The sequence below is a fragment of the Nonlabens sp. Ci31 genome, assembly GCF_012974865.1.
Lineage (GTDB): Bacteria > Bacteroidota > Bacteroidia > Flavobacteriales > Flavobacteriaceae > Nonlabens.
The window spans coordinates 1680842-1697051 of the sequence record NZ_CP043633.1; the positions used below are offsets into that span (position 1 = coordinate 1680842).

The window sequence follows — 16210 nt, forward strand, 5'->3', positions numbered from 1 at the left end:
AAGGAGAATAGGAAGCAAGACAAAAGAAATTGATGCCGCACTCGTTAGCATTGAGTTTATCTCAATGTTTCGGTACGAAAGCAAAATTATTAAAAAGCCCTTTATCATCACTTAAATTTGCGATCTAAATTTGATTTACACAGCTTTTTAACCATGACAGAACAATAAAGAGAGACGCTGGAGCGACTGACTGATTTTTGCAAGGCCCTAGACTTTTTAATCCATTCTGATGTAACAGGATCTGTAAATATTACTGCGCCTAATCCTAGACGTAATAAGGAATTCATGAGTGTTTTGAGAGGTCAGCTGTCGGTTCCCATAGGGATTTCTCAACCGGTATGGTTGTTAGAGTTGGCCAGTGTGGTGATCAAAACAGAGACAGAATTATTACTCAAGAGCAGGTATGTGTATCCGCAGCGATTGCTGGATACTGGTTTTAAGTTTGAGTATGAATCGGTTGAGGATTGTTTGAAGGAGTTAGTCTAAAGCATCTTTTCTTTTATAATCGACGTAAAAATCTTCCACGATATCAAATTCAGCATCCTTAGAAGGTAACTTTATTTTTTGAATTTTTGAACTAGGTGTGATCCACGTCTTTTCTCCATCGATAAGTACTTGAATAGGCATTTCAAAACCGTCTACCACGTCTGCCCATCGGTATTGCATAGTCTTCCTATTGATGGAATACTCTAATTTAGGAATACGTATATCGCGTAAATATTGATCAAATACTGGATCGAGATCGATTTCCATTTGACCAGAAATATAGTTTTCTATTTGAGCGGTGGTTACTGTTTCATGATAGAACTCTTTATTGAGACCGCGCAGGATCTGTCTCCATTTTTCGTCATCATTTGCGATCTGTCTTAGCGTATGCAAGAGGTTAGATCCTTTGTAATACATATCTCCAGAACCTTCATGATTCACACCATAATCACCTATAATAGGTCGGTCGTTTTTAATAGTACGTCTTGTACCGATCACATATTCTGAGCTGGCTTTTTTACCGTAATAATAGTCCAAGAAAAGACTTTCTGAATAAGCAGTAAAACTCTCATGGATCCACATGTCTGCAATATCCTTGTTGGTAATATTGTTTGCAAACCATTCATGACCCGATTCATGGATGATGATAAAGTCAAATTTCATTCCCCAGCCACTTCCTGAAAGATCGCTACCTAGATAACCTTTTACATATTTATTACCATAGGTAATAGAGCTTTGATGTTCCATTCCTAAATAGGGGACTTCGACTAATTTATAACTGTCTTCATAAAAAGGATAAGGACCGAACCAGTGTTCAAAAGCCTTCATCATTTTAGGCGCATCTTTGAAATGTGTTTTGGCTTTTTCTAGGTTATCGCGCAGTACGTAATAATCCATGTCCAGAGCACCTTTTTCTCCTTTGTAGACTTCAGAGAAATTCACATAATCTCCTATATTGATATTGACTCCATAATTATTGATAGGGTTTTTTACTTCCCAAGTGTAAGTCGAGCTGCCATCTGCTTGTATTGCTGTATCGATTAAGCGACCGTTAGAAATGTTCATTAAGCCTGCTGGCACGTTAATAGACATGGTCATTCCATCTACCTCTTGGTACATATGGTCTTTATTGGGCCACCATACACTAGCGCCTAGGCCTTGATTAGAAGTGGCAATAAAATGTTTACCATTAGCGTCTTTTTTCCAAGAAAAACCTCCATCCCAAGGAGCATTTCTAGCCTCTCGCGGATTTCCTTCAAAAGTTATTTTAACAGTGTTGGTAACGCCTACCATTTGTTGATCTACTAATTGAATAAAATGCGCATTGCCTTCCTGACGTACCTCAAGTTCTTTGTTGTTTTGAGTAACGCTAAGAATACGCATAGGTTCTTGAAGGTCTATTTGCATGACTTGATAGGGTGCTAACACTTCATAAGTAATGGTATTAGATCCTTTAATGAATTTATCTTCTGGTATCACCCTTACCTCTAAATCATAATATTTCAAATCCCACCAAGCACGCTCTGGCGTAATGGAACCACGTAAAGAATCCTGTCTGGTAAATTGCTTTTTATTGGTGAGTAACTGACCTTGGCTTGTCTGAGAAAAACTTATTATTGTCAATACTATTAAAATATATTTCATGTGCTATCTTTTGATTTATGGAAATGGATAAAAATATATCTAAGTCTTCAAAAAAACAAACTTTGATTAACGGAATGCTTTTTCAGGTATTTTAATTTTGACAATTTTAAAAAACCTATTATTGATATTAGTTGATCTGTAAGTTCAACAACACAGGAATTCCCTACTTTTCCAGTTGCACTTTTACTTCCACCTTTTCCACCACCCATACCGCCGCCGCCTAAAACAAGCATTAGCGATAATGTTAAGAATGAGAATAAATTTTTAATCTATAGTATTTTCGTAAGCTTTATATTTAAGTTCTCAAATCTAAATCTAAAAAATAAGTTAAAAAAAACATTGATAATGGGCAGCAGACTTCTCATTTTATCGATATTCACATATTTTCACTTTTTCTGTATCTAAGGAGTAGAATAAAACCTAACCTTTGGAAAAGCTATTTTCATAATTTGCATATCGCTGGCGGAATGAATTCCGCCCCTGGGAATTTATTGTGTCGCCTGCGGCGTTCCTTTTATTTAGCGGAATGAATTCCGCCCCTTGGAATCTATTTTGTCGCCTGCGGCGTTCCTTTTATTTAGCGGAATGAATTCCGCCCCTGGGAATTTATTTTGTCGCCTGCGGCGTTCCTTTTATTTAGCGGAATGAATTCCGCCCCTGGGAATCTATTTTGTCGCCTGCGGCGTTCCTTTTATTTAGCGGAATGAATTCCGCCCCTGGGAATCTATTGTGTCGCCTGCGGCGTTCCTTTTATTTAGCAGAATGAATTCCGCCCCTGGGAATTTATTGTGTCGCTTGCGGCGTTCCTTTTATTTAGCGGAATGAATTCCGCCCCTTGGAATTTATTGTGTCGCCTGCGGCGTTCCTTTTATTTAGCAGAATGAATTCCGCCCCTGGGAATTTATTTTGTCGCCTGCGGCGTTCCTTTTATTTAGCGGAATGAATTCCGCTTTTTTCTTGCGAGATAATTGGAGAATTCCGCTTTTTCTTTCTAGAGAATATTAGAATTTCGATTTTTCTTAACTCTTAACTCTTAACTCTTAACTCGCCTTGCGATAAGCCTCAGTTATCGTTTTCTGCGCTTTTTTATTTTGTGGCGTAAAACGTTTTTCATAGCCATGCCATTTGCTATTTTCGGCATGATGTTTCCAGATAAAGCCACCAGCCATCCAGTCTTCCTGCCACATATTTTCATAAAGCTGTTGAAAAAGTATGTGCTGTGCTTCTTCATTTACTTCATGTTCTTCTTGTGCATTTTTCCAGGGTTCTTTGCCAGCAAAGTCGGCACTTATATAACCGTATTCTGAAAAAAGGATTTTTTTATCGAACTTTTCTGAAATCCCTTTCATTTCATTTTTCCACTTTTGCCAGTTCTTTGTTACCGTAGTAGCATCTGGAGTTTTTTCTTCACTCAAAGGGAAATAGGCATCTACCCCTATAAAATCCAGTTCGTTCCAAAACGATACATGTTTATAACTATCCCAGTTACCGGCATAGGTTAGTTTTCCAGTATAAATCTCGCGTATGTTTTTGATAAGTTGTTGCCAGTAGGCGGGTCGTTCTTTTACAAAGGAATCTAATTCTGTACCTATACAAAACATGCCTATTTTTTCATTTGCAGCAATATGGACAAATCTCATGATGTAGGCCGTATAACTATCTTCTAGAGTTTTCCAAGCTTCTTCTGTTTTTAGTTTGATATGGCCCGTATAATCTCCACGCCCTATCCATATTTGTGGTTTGAGCAATACATCAATTCCTTGATCTTTCATTAATTGAATGGTAACCGCTACTCCTTTAGGTTTCTCGCCCCACCAGCCTCTTTTTTCTTCATAATTAATTTGTGGCTGATCCAGACTATGCATCCACGCATAGGGAATTATAGCAGCGTAGTTGGCATTATAGTTTTTTATAGGAGTTATTGCCTTATGATCAATAGAATCACGTGTGGCTACTAGTGTAATGCCATTGATTTTTGAAGCACCGGTAGCCTGAGCTGTGGTTTGATGCTGCGCTAGATCCTTGCTTTGTGAATTGCAGGAGGCAATTGCTATAGTTAGAAGTAAGAAAAGTTTTTTTTTCATGGAAATTATGAGTTTAATTCAGTTACGTGAATTTTTAAGCATTCGGTTTTTTGATCTATGTTCATTTTGCCTTCTGCCACCTTAATCGTAAAGGCATATTTTTCATTTTCTGTAATAGTTAAGTCTAAACGATTAGTGCGTAGAATAAACATCATCAACATAAATCCTATTCTTTTATTACCATCTATAAACGGTTGGTTGATTAAAAGGCTTTCCATGATTGCAGCCGCTTTGTGAATAGCAGTAGGATAAAGATCAATACCATCAAATAATGAAAATGGTCTATGCAAAGCAGATTCTAGAGCACCTCGATCTATTATCCCTTCTCCACCACCATAAATTTGAAGTGCTTTAGGATGAAATGCAACTGCCAATTTTAATTCTATCATTGGGCTAATCTTCTAAGAAGTCCATCATTATCCTTCATGATTTTATCCATGATATCATGCATTTCTTTTTCAGTCGTTTGTGGCTCTACTGTGTCCAATAATCTAATTACTTTTGACAATATATTGTCATCGTTTATATGGGAAACTTTATTATGTATTTGTTCTTTTAATTCTTGCGTATTCCCAATTCTTACCTTTTATAAAATTAATCAAATTTGACCGATTTTATTTTTTTAACTGAATACTATGAGTCGAGCAAGATTCTTGCCAGCTTATGTGTGAGGTTAAGTTGTTTGTATTGATCTCGCTTTCGCCCTGAGCTCCCTCAGGATAAACTTCTATTTTCAGAAATGAAAACAGAAAGCAAAGCATAAGAAGTTTATGCCGCAGTTGTATACTTTGATTTTACTTGTGCTGCTTATCGAAGCATCGAAGTGTTGTGGCAGGAAACTGTAACCTAAATAACACTCCATCTTTATAAAAATATGATCTCGATTACCCATAAATGTATAACTTACACTTTTTAAAGAGCTGAAAACTATATTTAGGGAACAAAGAGTCACTTCAAGGGAAGTTTCTACCTGTCTATATCTTTAATAAATCAGTTGATTTGTTATTTAATAACTCACCTACTCATGGACCACATAGTCATTATAGGAAATGGTATCGCTGGAGTTACCGCAGCGCGTCATATTAGGAAAAATTCTGATCATCGCATCACTATCATTTCTGGTGAGGCGGATTATTTTTTCTCTCGTACAGCGCTCATGTATGTTTATATGGGGCATATGAAATTTGAACACACGCAACCTTATGAAAATTGGTTTTGGAAAAAAAACCGAATAGAATTAAAAACCGCTTGGGTGGAAAAGGTCTCTGGTGCTGATAAAACCATCCTCTTCACTACAGGAGAAACTATGAGTTTTGACAAGTTGATTATAGCTACGGGTAGTGTTCCTAATAGATTTGGCTGGCCAGGTCAAGATCTCCAAGGGGTTCAAGGTTTATACCACAAACAAGATCTGGAACAACTAGAGAAAAATGCTCCTGACAATGAGACCTGTAAACATGCCGTAATCGTAGGCGGCGGACTTATAGGAATTGAAATGGTCGAGATGTTGCACTCGCGCCATATTCCAGTTACTTTTTTAGTTCGAGAAGATAGCTTTTGGAATGCAGTATTACCAGCTGGAGAAAGTGCGATGGTCAATGAAGAAATTATGGCAAATGGCATTGATTTGCGCTTAGGGGCTAATCTGGAAGAAATCATCGATGATGGTAACGGAAATTGCAAAGCAATCAAAATAAAAGAAACGGGAGAGGTAATAGCATGCGATGTGGTAGGGCTTACCGCTGGAGTAAGTCCTAATGTGAACTTTTTAAAAGATTCCGATATAGAAGTAGGTCGCGGTGTAAAAGTAAATAGACTTCTAGAAACTAGTGTAAAAGATATTTATGCGATAGGTGATTGTGCAGAACAGCGAGAGGCAATAGGCAGGAGAAGACCTATAGAAGCTGTATGGTATACAGGACGTATGATGGGAGAGGCTATCGCTCAAACTATTTGTGGGAACCCTATGGAATACAATCCGGGTCACTGGTTTAACAGTGCTAAATTCATGGACGTAGAATACCAGACTTATGGATGGGTAAGTGGAGAGCTTCAGCCAGATTTTGAAGAGCAATTTCACTGGAGACACGATGAAGAAATGATATGTGTCACCATTGCTTATCATAAAGAGACAGATGTGTTTTTAGGCATCAATACCTTCGGAATCAGAATGCGACATGAGATATTTGATCGCTGGCTTACGGAGGGTCGCAAAGTAGATGAGGTAATGACCTATTTAAAGGATGCGAACTTTGATCCAGAATTTTACAAGCTACATGAAAATGCCATAGTTGATCATTACAATCAACAAAGAGGAAAACAAATCAAGCCATTTAAAAAAAGCTGGAAACGCATTTTTGCTTAAACAAAACCTAACAAATTACGCTTTATGAAAGCCATACAACATATAGGCATAGCCATTTTTTTAGTGGGTTTTGGAATTTTTATCAGCCTTCCTTTTTTAGGCCACTTTAAACTCGATCAAAAAAGTTTTGATCAGATAATGGTCAATCAAGGAATAAAAAGCGAGATTTTTATTCAGGATCTACAAACCGAAATAGTAGGTAAAGATTTTTCTGGTATCACGCCTTTAGCCTCTATAGTGGCAGAAGTTACTGAAAATGCCAATGCCATCCATACGGAGAATAAGGAATGGGATAAAAAAGTATATGCCAGTGATGATGATCTAGCAACATCCATAAGAAAGGAATCTGGTTACGGCTTTATTCCAGAAAATAAAGGCTTGATGTGGTTCCTCACATTTGGACTTGGTATTTTAGGTGCGCTGATGTTTATTTTACCACAAGTGATTACTTTAGGTAGAAAAGGAATTAAAAACAATGGTATTTATCATCAAAGTTCGACCAATAGAGGCTGGATCGCATGGCTTGTTTTTATCTTCTTAGTTAGTTTTTACTTAGTTCTCTATTTTCAATCAGAATATACGGTAAACTGGACCTATCTAGTAGATCCTATAAGTAAAAGTTTGAGCGGTAATCTGGCAAGTCATTGGTTTGTATATGGTTTTATGTATTGTACGGTAATGACAGTTATGGCCATTAGAATGTATGTCAAATACCGTTACAATAAGTACCAAGTTTTGAGAACTACCTCAGTGTTGTTCTTTCAAATCGTTTTTGCGTTTCTCATTCCTGAAATCATGGTACGATTACAATTATCTTATTCTAAAGGCTATGATTTTAAAAATGCCTTCCCTTTAGATTACGATTTCTTTTTTAGCTGGAATCTGTCAGAGTTGATTTCTAGTGGAGGATTAGGTCTATTTATTCTGGTATGGGGAATTATATTGACCGTGGTGATTGTTCCAGTAATGGTCTATTTCTTTGGAAAAAGATGGTATTGTTCGTGGGTTTGTGGATGTGGTGGACTGGCCGAAACCTTAGGAGATCCCTACCGTCAGCATTCCAGTAAATCGCTGTTCTCTTGGAAAGTAGAACGCTGGTTGGTTCATGGCGTACTCGTTTTTGCTGTGGTCATGACTGGTTTTACATTGTATGGTTTTTTTACAGAGGCGAGCGCAGTCCTAGGTATTAAGGTACAAAGTATTATGAATGTGTACAGCTTTTTGATAGGGGCTATTTTTGCAGGAGTTATAGGTACTGGATTCTATCCTATTTTTGGGAATCGAGTTTGGTGTCGTTTTGGTTGCCCACTGGCAGCTTATCTCGGATTTGTGCAACGCTTTAAATCACGTTTTAGAATCACAACTAATGGTGGTCAGTGCATTTCTTGTGGAAATTGTTCTACTTATTGTGAAATGGGAATAGACGTAAGAGCTTATGCTCAAAAAGGGGAAAACATCGTACGTTCCAGCTGTGTAGGTTGTGGTATTTGCAGTGCGGTGTGCCCGCGTGGCGTATTAAAGTTGGAGAACGGTCCAGAAGATGGACGTATCAACCCTACAGAAATATTGTTAGGAAATGATGTGGACTTAATGACCTTATTAAATAAAGATAAATAAATGGAAGGCTTTTCTCTTTCTTTTCTTTTTTTAAGGAAAGGAAGTTTATCTTGATGCAGCTCAGGGCGAAAGCGAGCCAAATATCAGTTCCTAATCATGCCTTGAGTTCTTGATCATAAATAAAAATACAGCCGAATTAATTTTAACAGCAGACACCTTACCCGAACAGGAAGGTTTATAGTGATTTAATATCGCAAACCAATTAAAACGTCACTTTAGATCTTTTAGAAAGCGTTTCTAAAATCTGTTTGGCATGTATGCGGCTGTTCTCAATGAACCATTTATGGGTTTCTTCACCACCACAAATAACCCCGGCTAGAAATATGCCTTTCACGTTAGTTTCCATGGAGTCTTCGTTGTAGGATGGAATCTGTTTTTTGCCCACGAGCTTTATCCCCATAGCTTTTAAAAATGTAAAATTAGGACGGTAACCAGTTAAAGCTACGACAAAGTCATTAGGGATAGAAATATCTTTACCCTCTTCATTGATGACTATTTTGTCTTTTGATATTTCTTTAATCTCACTGTTATAGTAGGCCTTAATCGAACCTTCTTTAATACGATTTTCTATATCTGGCTTTACCCAATACTTGACACGATCCCCTATTGCTTCTCCTCGTATGATCATAGAAACCTCACCGCCTTTGCGGTAAATTTCTAACGCGGCGTCCACTGCGCTATTACTAGCCCCTACAATAGCAACTTTCTGAAAGGCATATAAATGTGCATCATTGTAATAATGAGTTACTTTAGAAAGGTCTTCACCCTTAACATCCATCTTATTAGGAATGTCATAGAATCCAGTAGCGACTACGATGTTTTTTGTTTTGTAACTACCTCTATCAGTAGTGACTTTAAAGTTATTCACTTTATCTACGGCAATTACTGTTTCAAACAGCTTTATATTCAGGTCGTTTGAAACTGCTATACGCCTATAGTATTCTAAAGCTTCTTGTTTGCTAGGTTTTGCTTCTTTAGAAATAAAAGGTATATCATCCAGTTCTAATTTCTCACTGGTAGAGAAAAATTTCATGTTCGATGGGTAGTTGTAAAGCGAGTTAACTATAGGTCCTTTTTCAATAATTAGGTAGGATAGGTTATTCTTTTTTGCTTCTAGAGCACAATTAATACCTATAGGTCCTGCACCTATAATAAGAACATCCATTAGTTTTTCATTTTCCATAGCATTCAAAGGTACTTACCCAAGGGAGAAAGGATCTTAAGAAAATATTATTTTTTATGTCGTAACGCTGCTTTTCTCATCGACATTCCATCAATAATACTAAAAAGCTCTTGCGGTTCAAAGAAATCTGTTCTTTCTTCTTTAAGGTTTCCATCTAAGCCTATCAGGACAACTTTAAAGTGGTGGCTCTTTCCCATAAACTGGTCAAACAGAGTAAAGGTAGACTTCCATTCTTTGGTTGTCTCCGTAGTAAAATCCTCAAGTCTCCAGTTATTGAGCAGGACTTGGTAAATAATCAATTTACGATCCATACAAGCTGCTGCTTCATTAGTGAGCGCAGTTATTTGTTTTTGAAACAAAGGGTTAGAAAGGCCATCACTTAAAACAATGGCAATTCTATTGTTCCATTGGTGTTTTTGAAGGGTTTGGGAAACTGTTATAAACGAAGTCATAAAGAGAAGTAGGGTGCTTATAAATTTCATGTTCCAAAATAATCAAATAAGCGCATCATTCAACTTAATAATAGAAGCTTAACAAATAATTTTCAGTGTAGTTGGTACTTTTTAAAGCATAAAAAAATCGTCTTATGGAGATCAACGGACTTCCATAAGACGATTTATAATTAATTATTTTAAGTTAAGCTACCACCTTTACTTTTCTGTTCAGAATCAGGTTAAGGTATTGATTCACTTTCTTTTTAAGTTCATTTCTAGGACATATAAAGTCTAGGAAGCCTTTTTCAAGAAGGAATTCTGCTGTTTGGAATCCTTCTGGAAGTTCTTTTCCTGTGGTATCTCTAACCACACGAGGTCCCGCAAAGGCAATTAAAGCTCCAGGTTCTCCTATATTAATATCTCCCAACATAGCAAATGAGGCAGTTGTCCCACCGGTAGTAGGGTCTGTGCATAAAGAGACATAAGGAATTCCTGCATCGCTTAATTGAGCAAGTTTAGCACTTGTTTTTGCCAGCTGCATTAATGATAGTGCCGCTTCCATCATACGCGCACCACCAGACTTAGAAATGATCATAAATGGAATGTTGTTCTTAAGGGAATAGTCTGCTGCTCGAGCAATTTTTTCTCCTACAACACTACCCATAGAACCACCTATAAATGCAAAGTCCATACAAGCTATTACAAGATCATTACCATCAGATTTACCTACTGCTGTGCGCACGGCGTCCTTAAGTCCTGTTTTCTTTTGAGCTGCCTCTATACGATCTGTGTATTTCTTAGTGTCCTCAAAATCTAAAGGATCTTTAGAAACAATATTAGGATTGAGCTCTTTGTATTTATTGTCGTCAAACAAGATTTCAAAGTACTCATTACTTCCTATCCTTACGTGATACCCATCTTCTGGGCTCACATAAAAATTATTTTTAAGTTGATCGGTATCTACTATCTTTCCAGTAGGCGATTTGTACCACAATCCCTTAGGTGTGTCTTTCTTTGCCTCTGTAGGTGTAGTAATTCCTTTTTTGTCTCTTTTAAACCAAGCCATATATTTTTCCGTAAAAAAGTATTTAAATCCTTTAGGATTCAGATACTAGGGTTTATTTATAACGTATTGATGTTATTTAGATCTTCAAAAGCTTGCTTTAATCGAGCTTTAAAAGACTCTTCTCCTACACGCAACCATTTACGTGGATCGTAATATTTTTTATTAGGTGAATCGGCACCAGATGAGTTTCCTATTTGGGAACTTAAGAAGTCATCGTTACGGTCCATGTATTTTTTAATACCATCTGCAAATGCCCATTGCAGGTCTGTATCGATGTTCATTTTTATAACTCCATAACCTATGGCTTCTCTTATTTCTTCTAGTGTAGAACCAGAACCACCGTGGAATACAAAATCGATGTGATTATGCGCTACGTTGTATTTTTTAGAGATGTATTCTTGAGAGTTTTTAAGAATTTTAGGAGTCAATTTTACATTACCAGGCTTATAAACACCGTGAACGTTACCAAATGCTGCTGCAATAGTGAATTTATCACTCACCTTTTTAAGCTCTTCATAGGCATAAGCCACTTCTTCTGGTTGGGTGTACAGCTTGGACTCATCTACATCACTATTATCTACACCATCTTCTTCTCCACCTGTAATACCTAACTCTATTTCTAAAGTCATGTCCATTTTAGACATTCTTTCTAAGTAACGTTTACAGATCTCTATATTTTCTTCTAATGGCTCTTCACTAAGATCGATCATGTGTGAAGAGTATAAACTTTTCCCGCTTTCGCGAAAGCGTGCTTCACTAGCATCTAATAAACCATCGATCCATGGGAGTAAGCTTTTTGCACAGTGGTCGGTATGTAAGATAACGCTTGCACCATATGCTTCAGCAAGTCGGTGTACATGCTCTGCACCAGCGATACCACCTAAAATAGCGGCTCTTTGGTTGTCATTTTTCAATCCTTTTCCAGCATTGAAAACAGAGCCTCCATTGGAATATTGAATAATTACTGGAGAGTTTAACTCTGCAGCAGTTTCCATAACAGCGTTCACGGTATTAGAACCTACGACATTTACTGCAGGAAGTGCATAGCCGTTTTCTTTTGCGTGATTGAATATTTCTTGAACTTGGTCGCCAGTGGCAACTCCTGGTTTAATTTTATGACTCATATTTCTGTGTATTGAATAGCAAAAATAAGCAAAAATAAACGCCTTTGTTACGGTTACTAAAAAGGATAATTAATCCCAACGTTAAGAACAGACTTAGAAATCTTGAATTCTTTGAGCCACCTTCTGTTTTCTTCTAGAGCTGGGTTGTAGGTTTTAAAGCCCATGTCAAATCTCAATACAAAAAAGCCAAAATCATAACGCAAGCCAGCACCAGTGCCTAATGCTAAGTATTCTAGATCACTTATATTGTTAAAAATAGCATCTGGATCATCTTCAATATCAAGTACGTTATAAATATTACCTACATCTGCAAAAACAGCACCTTTAAAAGCTCCTGATATAGGGAATCGATATTCTACATTAAAGGCTAGCTTCATGTTTGCTTCATTAAAATCATTAAGGCCGCCAGTCTTCCCAGGTCCTAATTCATAGGCTTGCCAGGCTCTGTTATCATTAGGTCCACCGGCAAAAAAAGATCTTATAAATGGAATGTTATCGGAGTTGCTATATGGAATCGCTATACCACCAAAAGCTCTTATGGCAAGTACGTGGTTATTGACATATTGCCAGTGTTTGATGTAGTCAATTTCTGTTTTTATGTATTGGCTGTATTCTACCCCAAAAACACGTCTTCTGTTATTGTCATTTTTATTAATACCAGCAAGACTTGATATTCCTGAAAGCACATTTCCAGCAGCTTCTATTCTCAAATTGAATCTAGAAAAGTCATCGTCATAAATCCCTACTCTATTGTTGCGTGTCCAGCTGTAACTTGATGATATGATCAAGTTGTTTTGCGATAATCGATTCCGGCGTTCCCTTACATTTCTTATGATCTCTCTTTGAGCTGCGTCTGCACCTAAATTACCTGCTATCGCATCATTTATAAATGCTGTAGTGCCTTCTGGAATGGTCAGGTTACCGCTATCATTCACATAAGTAGGATCATTAATGTTCAAATCGTTTGCTAGATCATTAATACTACCATAACTACTTTGGTACACATTAAAGAAATTACTTGGGTCTAGATTTCGTACATATTGGGCGTTGACTAGGTCTAGTCGTGTACTTTTTATAGCAGTCTGTCTCCAGTTATAGGTAAGTGCTCCATTGAGACTTTGTTTATCGAGTCCTATATTTGTCTGGCTAAAAAAACCAACTGAAAAATTTGTTGATGGAGACATGTATTTAGGAATCAAGTTGTCGAGTCTAAATGGAAGGAAGAGACGTGGAAAACTCAAACGTGCATCTGCGCCTAATTCTTGAAGATCAAAAAATCTAGAGTCCCCAGTTGCAGCATTGGTACTAGCGCCTATATTACCTCTAAAAGAGATATCAAGCAATTCGCTACCTCTAAAAAGGTTTCTAATCAACAAGGAAGTATTGAGACCTACTCCTATCGCTTGTATGTTGCTATGTGTAGCCTCAACTCCATAGGTGAATTCAAATTTCTTTTTTGAAGTCAACAATACATTTGCAATAAGATCTGTACCAGTGGAATCTCTAGGATCTGCATCATACCGGATAGTAGGATATAAAAAGCTCTGAAGTTCAGTGATTCTTCTGTAGGTCCTGTCACGATCTATGTCTCTATAAACATCTCCTTTATGAAAAAAGATAGCGTCAGTAAGGGTAGATTTTTTGTATTTACGTTTTCCAAAGCGCAGTATGTTATAATTTTCATATCCTGAGGTGTCTGCCACGTTATTGCTTGTCGCATTTTGATAGTCAGGAATGATATTTACTTCACTAATCTTATGGACTCTATAGGGAACGGTAATGGTTGAGTCTCCATCTTGTACTTCACGATCTTTTATAATTAACGTGATGTTTGCTCTTTGATTGGTCTGAACGGTATCTCCTTCAAATCTTATGTTTTCCTTTTCCATATGAAAAGCACCGTGGTTACGAAAATAAGAGTTAAGTCGGTCTCTTTCTGCATTGATATCTGGGGTGAAATATTGTTCTCCATTTTTTAGAATACTCTCTGATTTAACGAGTTGATATAAAGAATCGATAATAGGAGTAGCTATTTGAGTGGTAATACTATCTATTTTATAGGGTTGATTCTTGGTAACATAATATTCTATTCGGGCTCTTTTTTTGTTTTTACTGTCAATTACTTTGTGATCGACCGCTGTGTTGAACCAGCCTTGATTCCAGTACCATGCTCTTAGCCTTTCTTTAGATTTATCAATTGCCACATCATCAATTAGTGCAGGGGCTTCTCCGGTTCTTTTTAACCAATTATTAAAATCTACAAGGCTTTGTCCTAATCCCATAGTTTGCTTCTCAGACAGTATGGCGTTACGTCTTTTCAAACCTTTGGGATGGTCTTGCATCCATTTTAAATAAATTGAATCGCGATGAGGTCTTGCAAGATTATAAATATGGAGACGCAGTGGTATACCGAGTACCTTTTGATTAGGCTGCAATACAGGAAGGGTATTTACTCTTGGGTCTCTAGGTGAGGCACTATCGATTAGGATGGTGCTTTTTGTAAGAAGTGTTTTTGCTTCAGGAACGCGTTTGATAGCGTTACAGGAAACTAATAAGATAATAAGCAATATAATTAAGCCTATTTTTGCATGAAGTCCTGTTTTTCCCATAGTACAATATTCAAAAATACGATTATAAATGATTACCAAAAGCAAGTTAAAGCTTATCAAATCTCTTCATAGGAAAAAAATAAGGGAAGAGCACCAGCTTTTTATCGTAGAAGGATACAAATCTATTAGAGAACTCCTCAATTCTGGGCTTATTGCAGCAGATATTCTTATTGTTTCTGGGAATCATCAACTGGATGCTATAGAACCTGAAATAATAAGTGCAAAGGATATGAATATTCTTTCAAACCTTAAAACTGCACCGGGATATCTGGCTGTTTTTAAGATGAATAAAAAGCAAGAGCTTCCTAAGACGGGTAAAATTATAGTTCTGGATGATGTAAAAGATCCAGGTAATTTAGGCACCATTATAAGACTGGCAGACTGGTTCGGTATAGAACATATCGTTTGTAGTATGGAAACAGTTGATGTTTATAATTCAAAGTCTGTGCAGGCCAGTATGGCATCGCTAGCAAGAGTTCAAATTCACTATACGAACCTTAAAGAATACCTCAGTAATTCGTTACTTCCTATTTTTCCTACCGCTATGGGTGGAACAAGTATTTATACAGCAACACTTCCAGAACAAGGGATCATTATAATGGGAAATGAATCTCACGGAATAAGTGAAGACTTATTAGCTACAGGGACTCCTATCAGTATACCTCAATATGGAAAGCTGCAAAACACAGAAAGTCTTAATGTGGCTATGGCCACATCTGTCATATTGGGAGAATGGCTGCGCTCTTCATCTATTTAGCCCTAAAACAGGGCATATCATTAGTTTCCTTTTTGACATATTAAGATATCACAGTAGTTAAAGCGGTGCTGAGGTTCTACAGATCATCTGAATTACAAATAGTCCAAATTGAGAAGACGATTTTTCGCTAAATAGAGGTTACTGAAATGTGAAGTTGATAAAAAGTCCTCGAGACTGCATGCTTGTAATATTACTCGTCCATGCACTATTAGGATCTGCGTCACGCACGAGTTCGTCTCCCATGGCAAACACCCCTCTTATAGAAGGAGAAAATTTAAAATAAAACAAATAAAGATCTATACCTATTCCCAATTCGTAATTAAAAACACTGCTAGTCTGTCTAAATTGTCCTGCGCTATTGTCGTCTGGATTATCTTGATTGCTGCTCAAGTTATTGGACCAGGAAGCTCCAGCTACGATAAAAGGTTTCCAGTTGTTAGACCTCTTTGTAGAAAATTTTACAAGTAGAGGGATATGAATGTAAGTAGAGGTAACCTCACGTTCCATTTGCGCAACTGTTGTCAGAGAAGGATCCGGAAAAGTTAAGTTTCTAGTGGCAAAAACAATTCCGGGCTCTAGCCTTAAATTGAAGTAATCGTTAAGACGTAAATCACCTATAAGGCCTACATTAAAACCCGCACTGGACTCTGTGATGATATCTTCAGTAATTTCATTATAATCAAACTTGTAATCATAAGAATTAAAACCCAAATAATAACCCCAAGTTAAAGTCTTCTGATCAAAGTTCTCTAAATTTTTAATTTTTTCTTTTGAAAATAATTGCGCATTTGCGGTCTGAAAACCCATTGCTACAACTATGATGACCATAAGGTGTCTCATA

General features: G+C 37.1%; 14 protein-coding genes. 4 read left to right on the top strand and 10 right to left on the bottom strand.

What is annotated here, in order from left to right; all coding sequences use genetic code 11:
* The first annotated feature begins 285 nt into the window (after positions 1-285).
* Positions 286-486 carry a DUF1731 domain-containing protein gene (locus F0365_RS07415; protein WP_240961942.1) on the top strand — a complete coding sequence of 67 codons (201 nt, stop codon included), beginning with the start codon at positions 286-288 and terminating at the stop codon, positions 484-486.
* Here the strand turns inward: F0365_RS07415 and F0365_RS07420 are convergent.
* From F0365_RS07420 to F0365_RS07435, 4 genes are all read right to left on the bottom strand, one after another.
* Complete coding sequence (locus F0365_RS07420) at positions 478-2130, bottom strand: M1 family metallopeptidase (RefSeq protein WP_169933117.1); 1653 nt, start codon at positions 2128-2130, stop codon at positions 478-480. The two genes, F0365_RS07415 and F0365_RS07420, sit on opposite strands and share 9 nt — an antisense overlap.
* 47 nt (positions 2131-2177) lie before the next feature.
* Complete coding sequence (locus F0365_RS07425) at positions 2178-2363, bottom strand: hypothetical protein (RefSeq protein ID WP_169933118.1); 186 nt, start codon at positions 2361-2363, stop codon at positions 2178-2180.
* Positions 2364-3170: 807 nt separating this feature from the next.
* A complete protein-coding gene (locus F0365_RS07430) occupies positions 3171-4214 on the bottom strand; it encodes a glycoside hydrolase family 113 (RefSeq protein WP_169933119.1) in 1044 nt (347 codons plus the stop codon).
* 5 nt (positions 4215-4219) lie between these two features.
* Positions 4220-4603, bottom strand: a complete 384-nt coding sequence (locus F0365_RS07435; RefSeq protein WP_169933120.1) for a type II toxin-antitoxin system death-on-curing family toxin — start codon at positions 4601-4603, stop codon at positions 4220-4222.
* A gap of 635 nt (positions 4604-5238) precedes the next feature.
* Between F0365_RS07435 and F0365_RS07440 the strand changes: the two genes are divergently transcribed.
* The gene (locus tag F0365_RS07440) at positions 5239-6579 is read left to right on the top strand and encodes an NAD(P)/FAD-dependent oxidoreductase (RefSeq protein WP_169933121.1); all 1341 of its coding nucleotides are present in this window, start codon (positions 5239-5241) and stop codon (positions 6577-6579) included.
* A gap of 24 nt (positions 6580-6603) precedes the next feature.
* The gene (locus tag F0365_RS07445; RefSeq protein ID WP_169933122.1) at positions 6604-8196 is read left to right on the top strand and encodes a 4Fe-4S binding protein; all 1593 of its coding nucleotides are present in this window, start codon (positions 6604-6606) and stop codon (positions 8194-8196) included.
* Positions 8197-8398: 202 nt separating this feature from the next.
* Here the strand turns inward: F0365_RS07445 and F0365_RS07450 are convergent, their stop codons facing one another.
* The 5 genes from F0365_RS07450 to F0365_RS07470 all read right to left on the bottom strand — a co-directional run bounded on the left by F0365_RS07450 (position 8399) and on the right by F0365_RS07470 (position 14612).
* Entirely contained in the window at positions 8399-9379 is a 981-nt protein-coding gene (locus F0365_RS07450) for a YpdA family putative bacillithiol disulfide reductase (protein WP_169933123.1), read from the bottom strand.
* 47 nt (positions 9380-9426) lie between these two features.
* Positions 9427-9861, bottom strand: a complete 435-nt coding sequence (locus F0365_RS07455; protein WP_169933124.1) for a DUF4174 domain-containing protein — start codon at positions 9859-9861, stop codon at positions 9427-9429.
* A gap of 154 nt (positions 9862-10015) precedes the next feature.
* Entirely contained in the window at positions 10016-10879 is an 864-nt protein-coding gene (accD, locus tag F0365_RS07460; protein WP_169933125.1) for an acetyl-CoA carboxylase, carboxyltransferase subunit beta, read from the bottom strand.
* Between the two features lie 56 nt (positions 10880-10935).
* Positions 10936-12003 (bottom strand): class II fructose-bisphosphate aldolase, encoded by a 1068-nt coding sequence (fbaA, locus tag F0365_RS07465; protein ID WP_169933126.1) that lies wholly within the window; start codon positions 12001-12003, stop codon positions 10936-10938.
* Positions 12004-12059: 56 nt separating this feature from the next.
* Positions 12060-14612, bottom strand: a complete 2553-nt coding sequence (locus tag F0365_RS07470) for a BamA/TamA family outer membrane protein (RefSeq protein ID WP_169933127.1) — start codon at positions 14610-14612, stop codon at positions 12060-12062.
* Positions 14613-14640: 28 nt separating this feature from the next.
* On the opposite strand from F0365_RS07470, the gene F0365_RS07475 reads away from it, so the two are divergent.
* Positions 14641-15369, top strand: coding sequence for a TrmH family RNA methyltransferase (locus F0365_RS07475; RefSeq protein WP_169933128.1), 729 nt, complete (start codon positions 14641-14643; stop codon positions 15367-15369).
* Between the two features lie 138 nt (positions 15370-15507).
* On the opposite strand, the gene F0365_RS07480 is transcribed toward F0365_RS07475, so the two are convergent.
* On the bottom strand, positions 15508-16209 hold the full coding sequence (locus F0365_RS07480; RefSeq protein ID WP_169933129.1) for a porin family protein: 702 nt from the start codon (positions 16207-16209) through the stop codon (positions 15508-15510).
* Position 16210 lies beyond the last annotated feature (1 nt).

Bases quoted from the DNA above. Each gene is read 5' to 3' on its own strand.
- F0365_RS07415 (WP_240961942.1), top strand. From the start codon at position 286: ATGAGTGTTTTGAGAGGTCAGCTGTCGGTTCCCATAGGGATTTCTCAA.
- F0365_RS07420 (WP_169933117.1), bottom strand. From the start codon at position 2,130: ATGAAATATATTTTAATAGTATTGACAATAATAAGTTTTTCTCAGACA.
- F0365_RS07425 (WP_169933118.1), bottom strand. From the start codon at position 2,363: ATGCTTGTTTTAGGCGGCGGCGGTATGGGTGGTGGAAAAGGTGGAAGT.
- F0365_RS07430 (WP_169933119.1), bottom strand. From the start codon at position 4,214: ATGAAAAAAAAACTTTTCTTACTTCTAACTATAGCAATTGCCTCCTGC.
- F0365_RS07435 (WP_169933120.1), bottom strand. From the start codon at position 4,603: ATGATAGAATTAAAATTGGCAGTTGCATTTCATCCTAAAGCACTTCAA.
- F0365_RS07440 (WP_169933121.1), top strand. From the start codon at position 5,239: ATGGACCACATAGTCATTATAGGAAATGGTATCGCTGGAGTTACCGCA.
- F0365_RS07445 (WP_169933122.1), top strand. From the start codon at position 6,604: ATGAAAGCCATACAACATATAGGCATAGCCATTTTTTTAGTGGGTTTT.
- F0365_RS07450 (WP_169933123.1), bottom strand. From the start codon at position 9,379: ATGGAAAATGAAAAACTAATGGATGTTCTTATTATAGGTGCAGGACCT.
- F0365_RS07455 (WP_169933124.1), bottom strand. From the start codon at position 9,861: ATGAAATTTATAAGCACCCTACTTCTCTTTATGACTTCGTTTATAACA.
- accD (WP_169933125.1), bottom strand. From the start codon at position 10,879: ATGGCTTGGTTTAAAAGAGACAAAAAAGGAATTACTACACCTACAGAG.
- fbaA (WP_169933126.1), bottom strand. From the start codon at position 12,003: ATGAGTCATAAAATTAAACCAGGAGTTGCCACTGGCGACCAAGTTCAA.
- F0365_RS07470 (WP_169933127.1), bottom strand. From the start codon at position 14,612: ATGGGAAAAACAGGACTTCATGCAAAAATAGGCTTAATTATATTGCTT.
- F0365_RS07475 (WP_169933128.1), top strand. From the start codon at position 14,641: ATGATTACCAAAAGCAAGTTAAAGCTTATCAAATCTCTTCATAGGAAA.
- F0365_RS07480 (WP_169933129.1), bottom strand. From the start codon at position 16,209: ATGAGACACCTTATGGTCATCATAGTTGTAGCAATGGGTTTTCAGACC.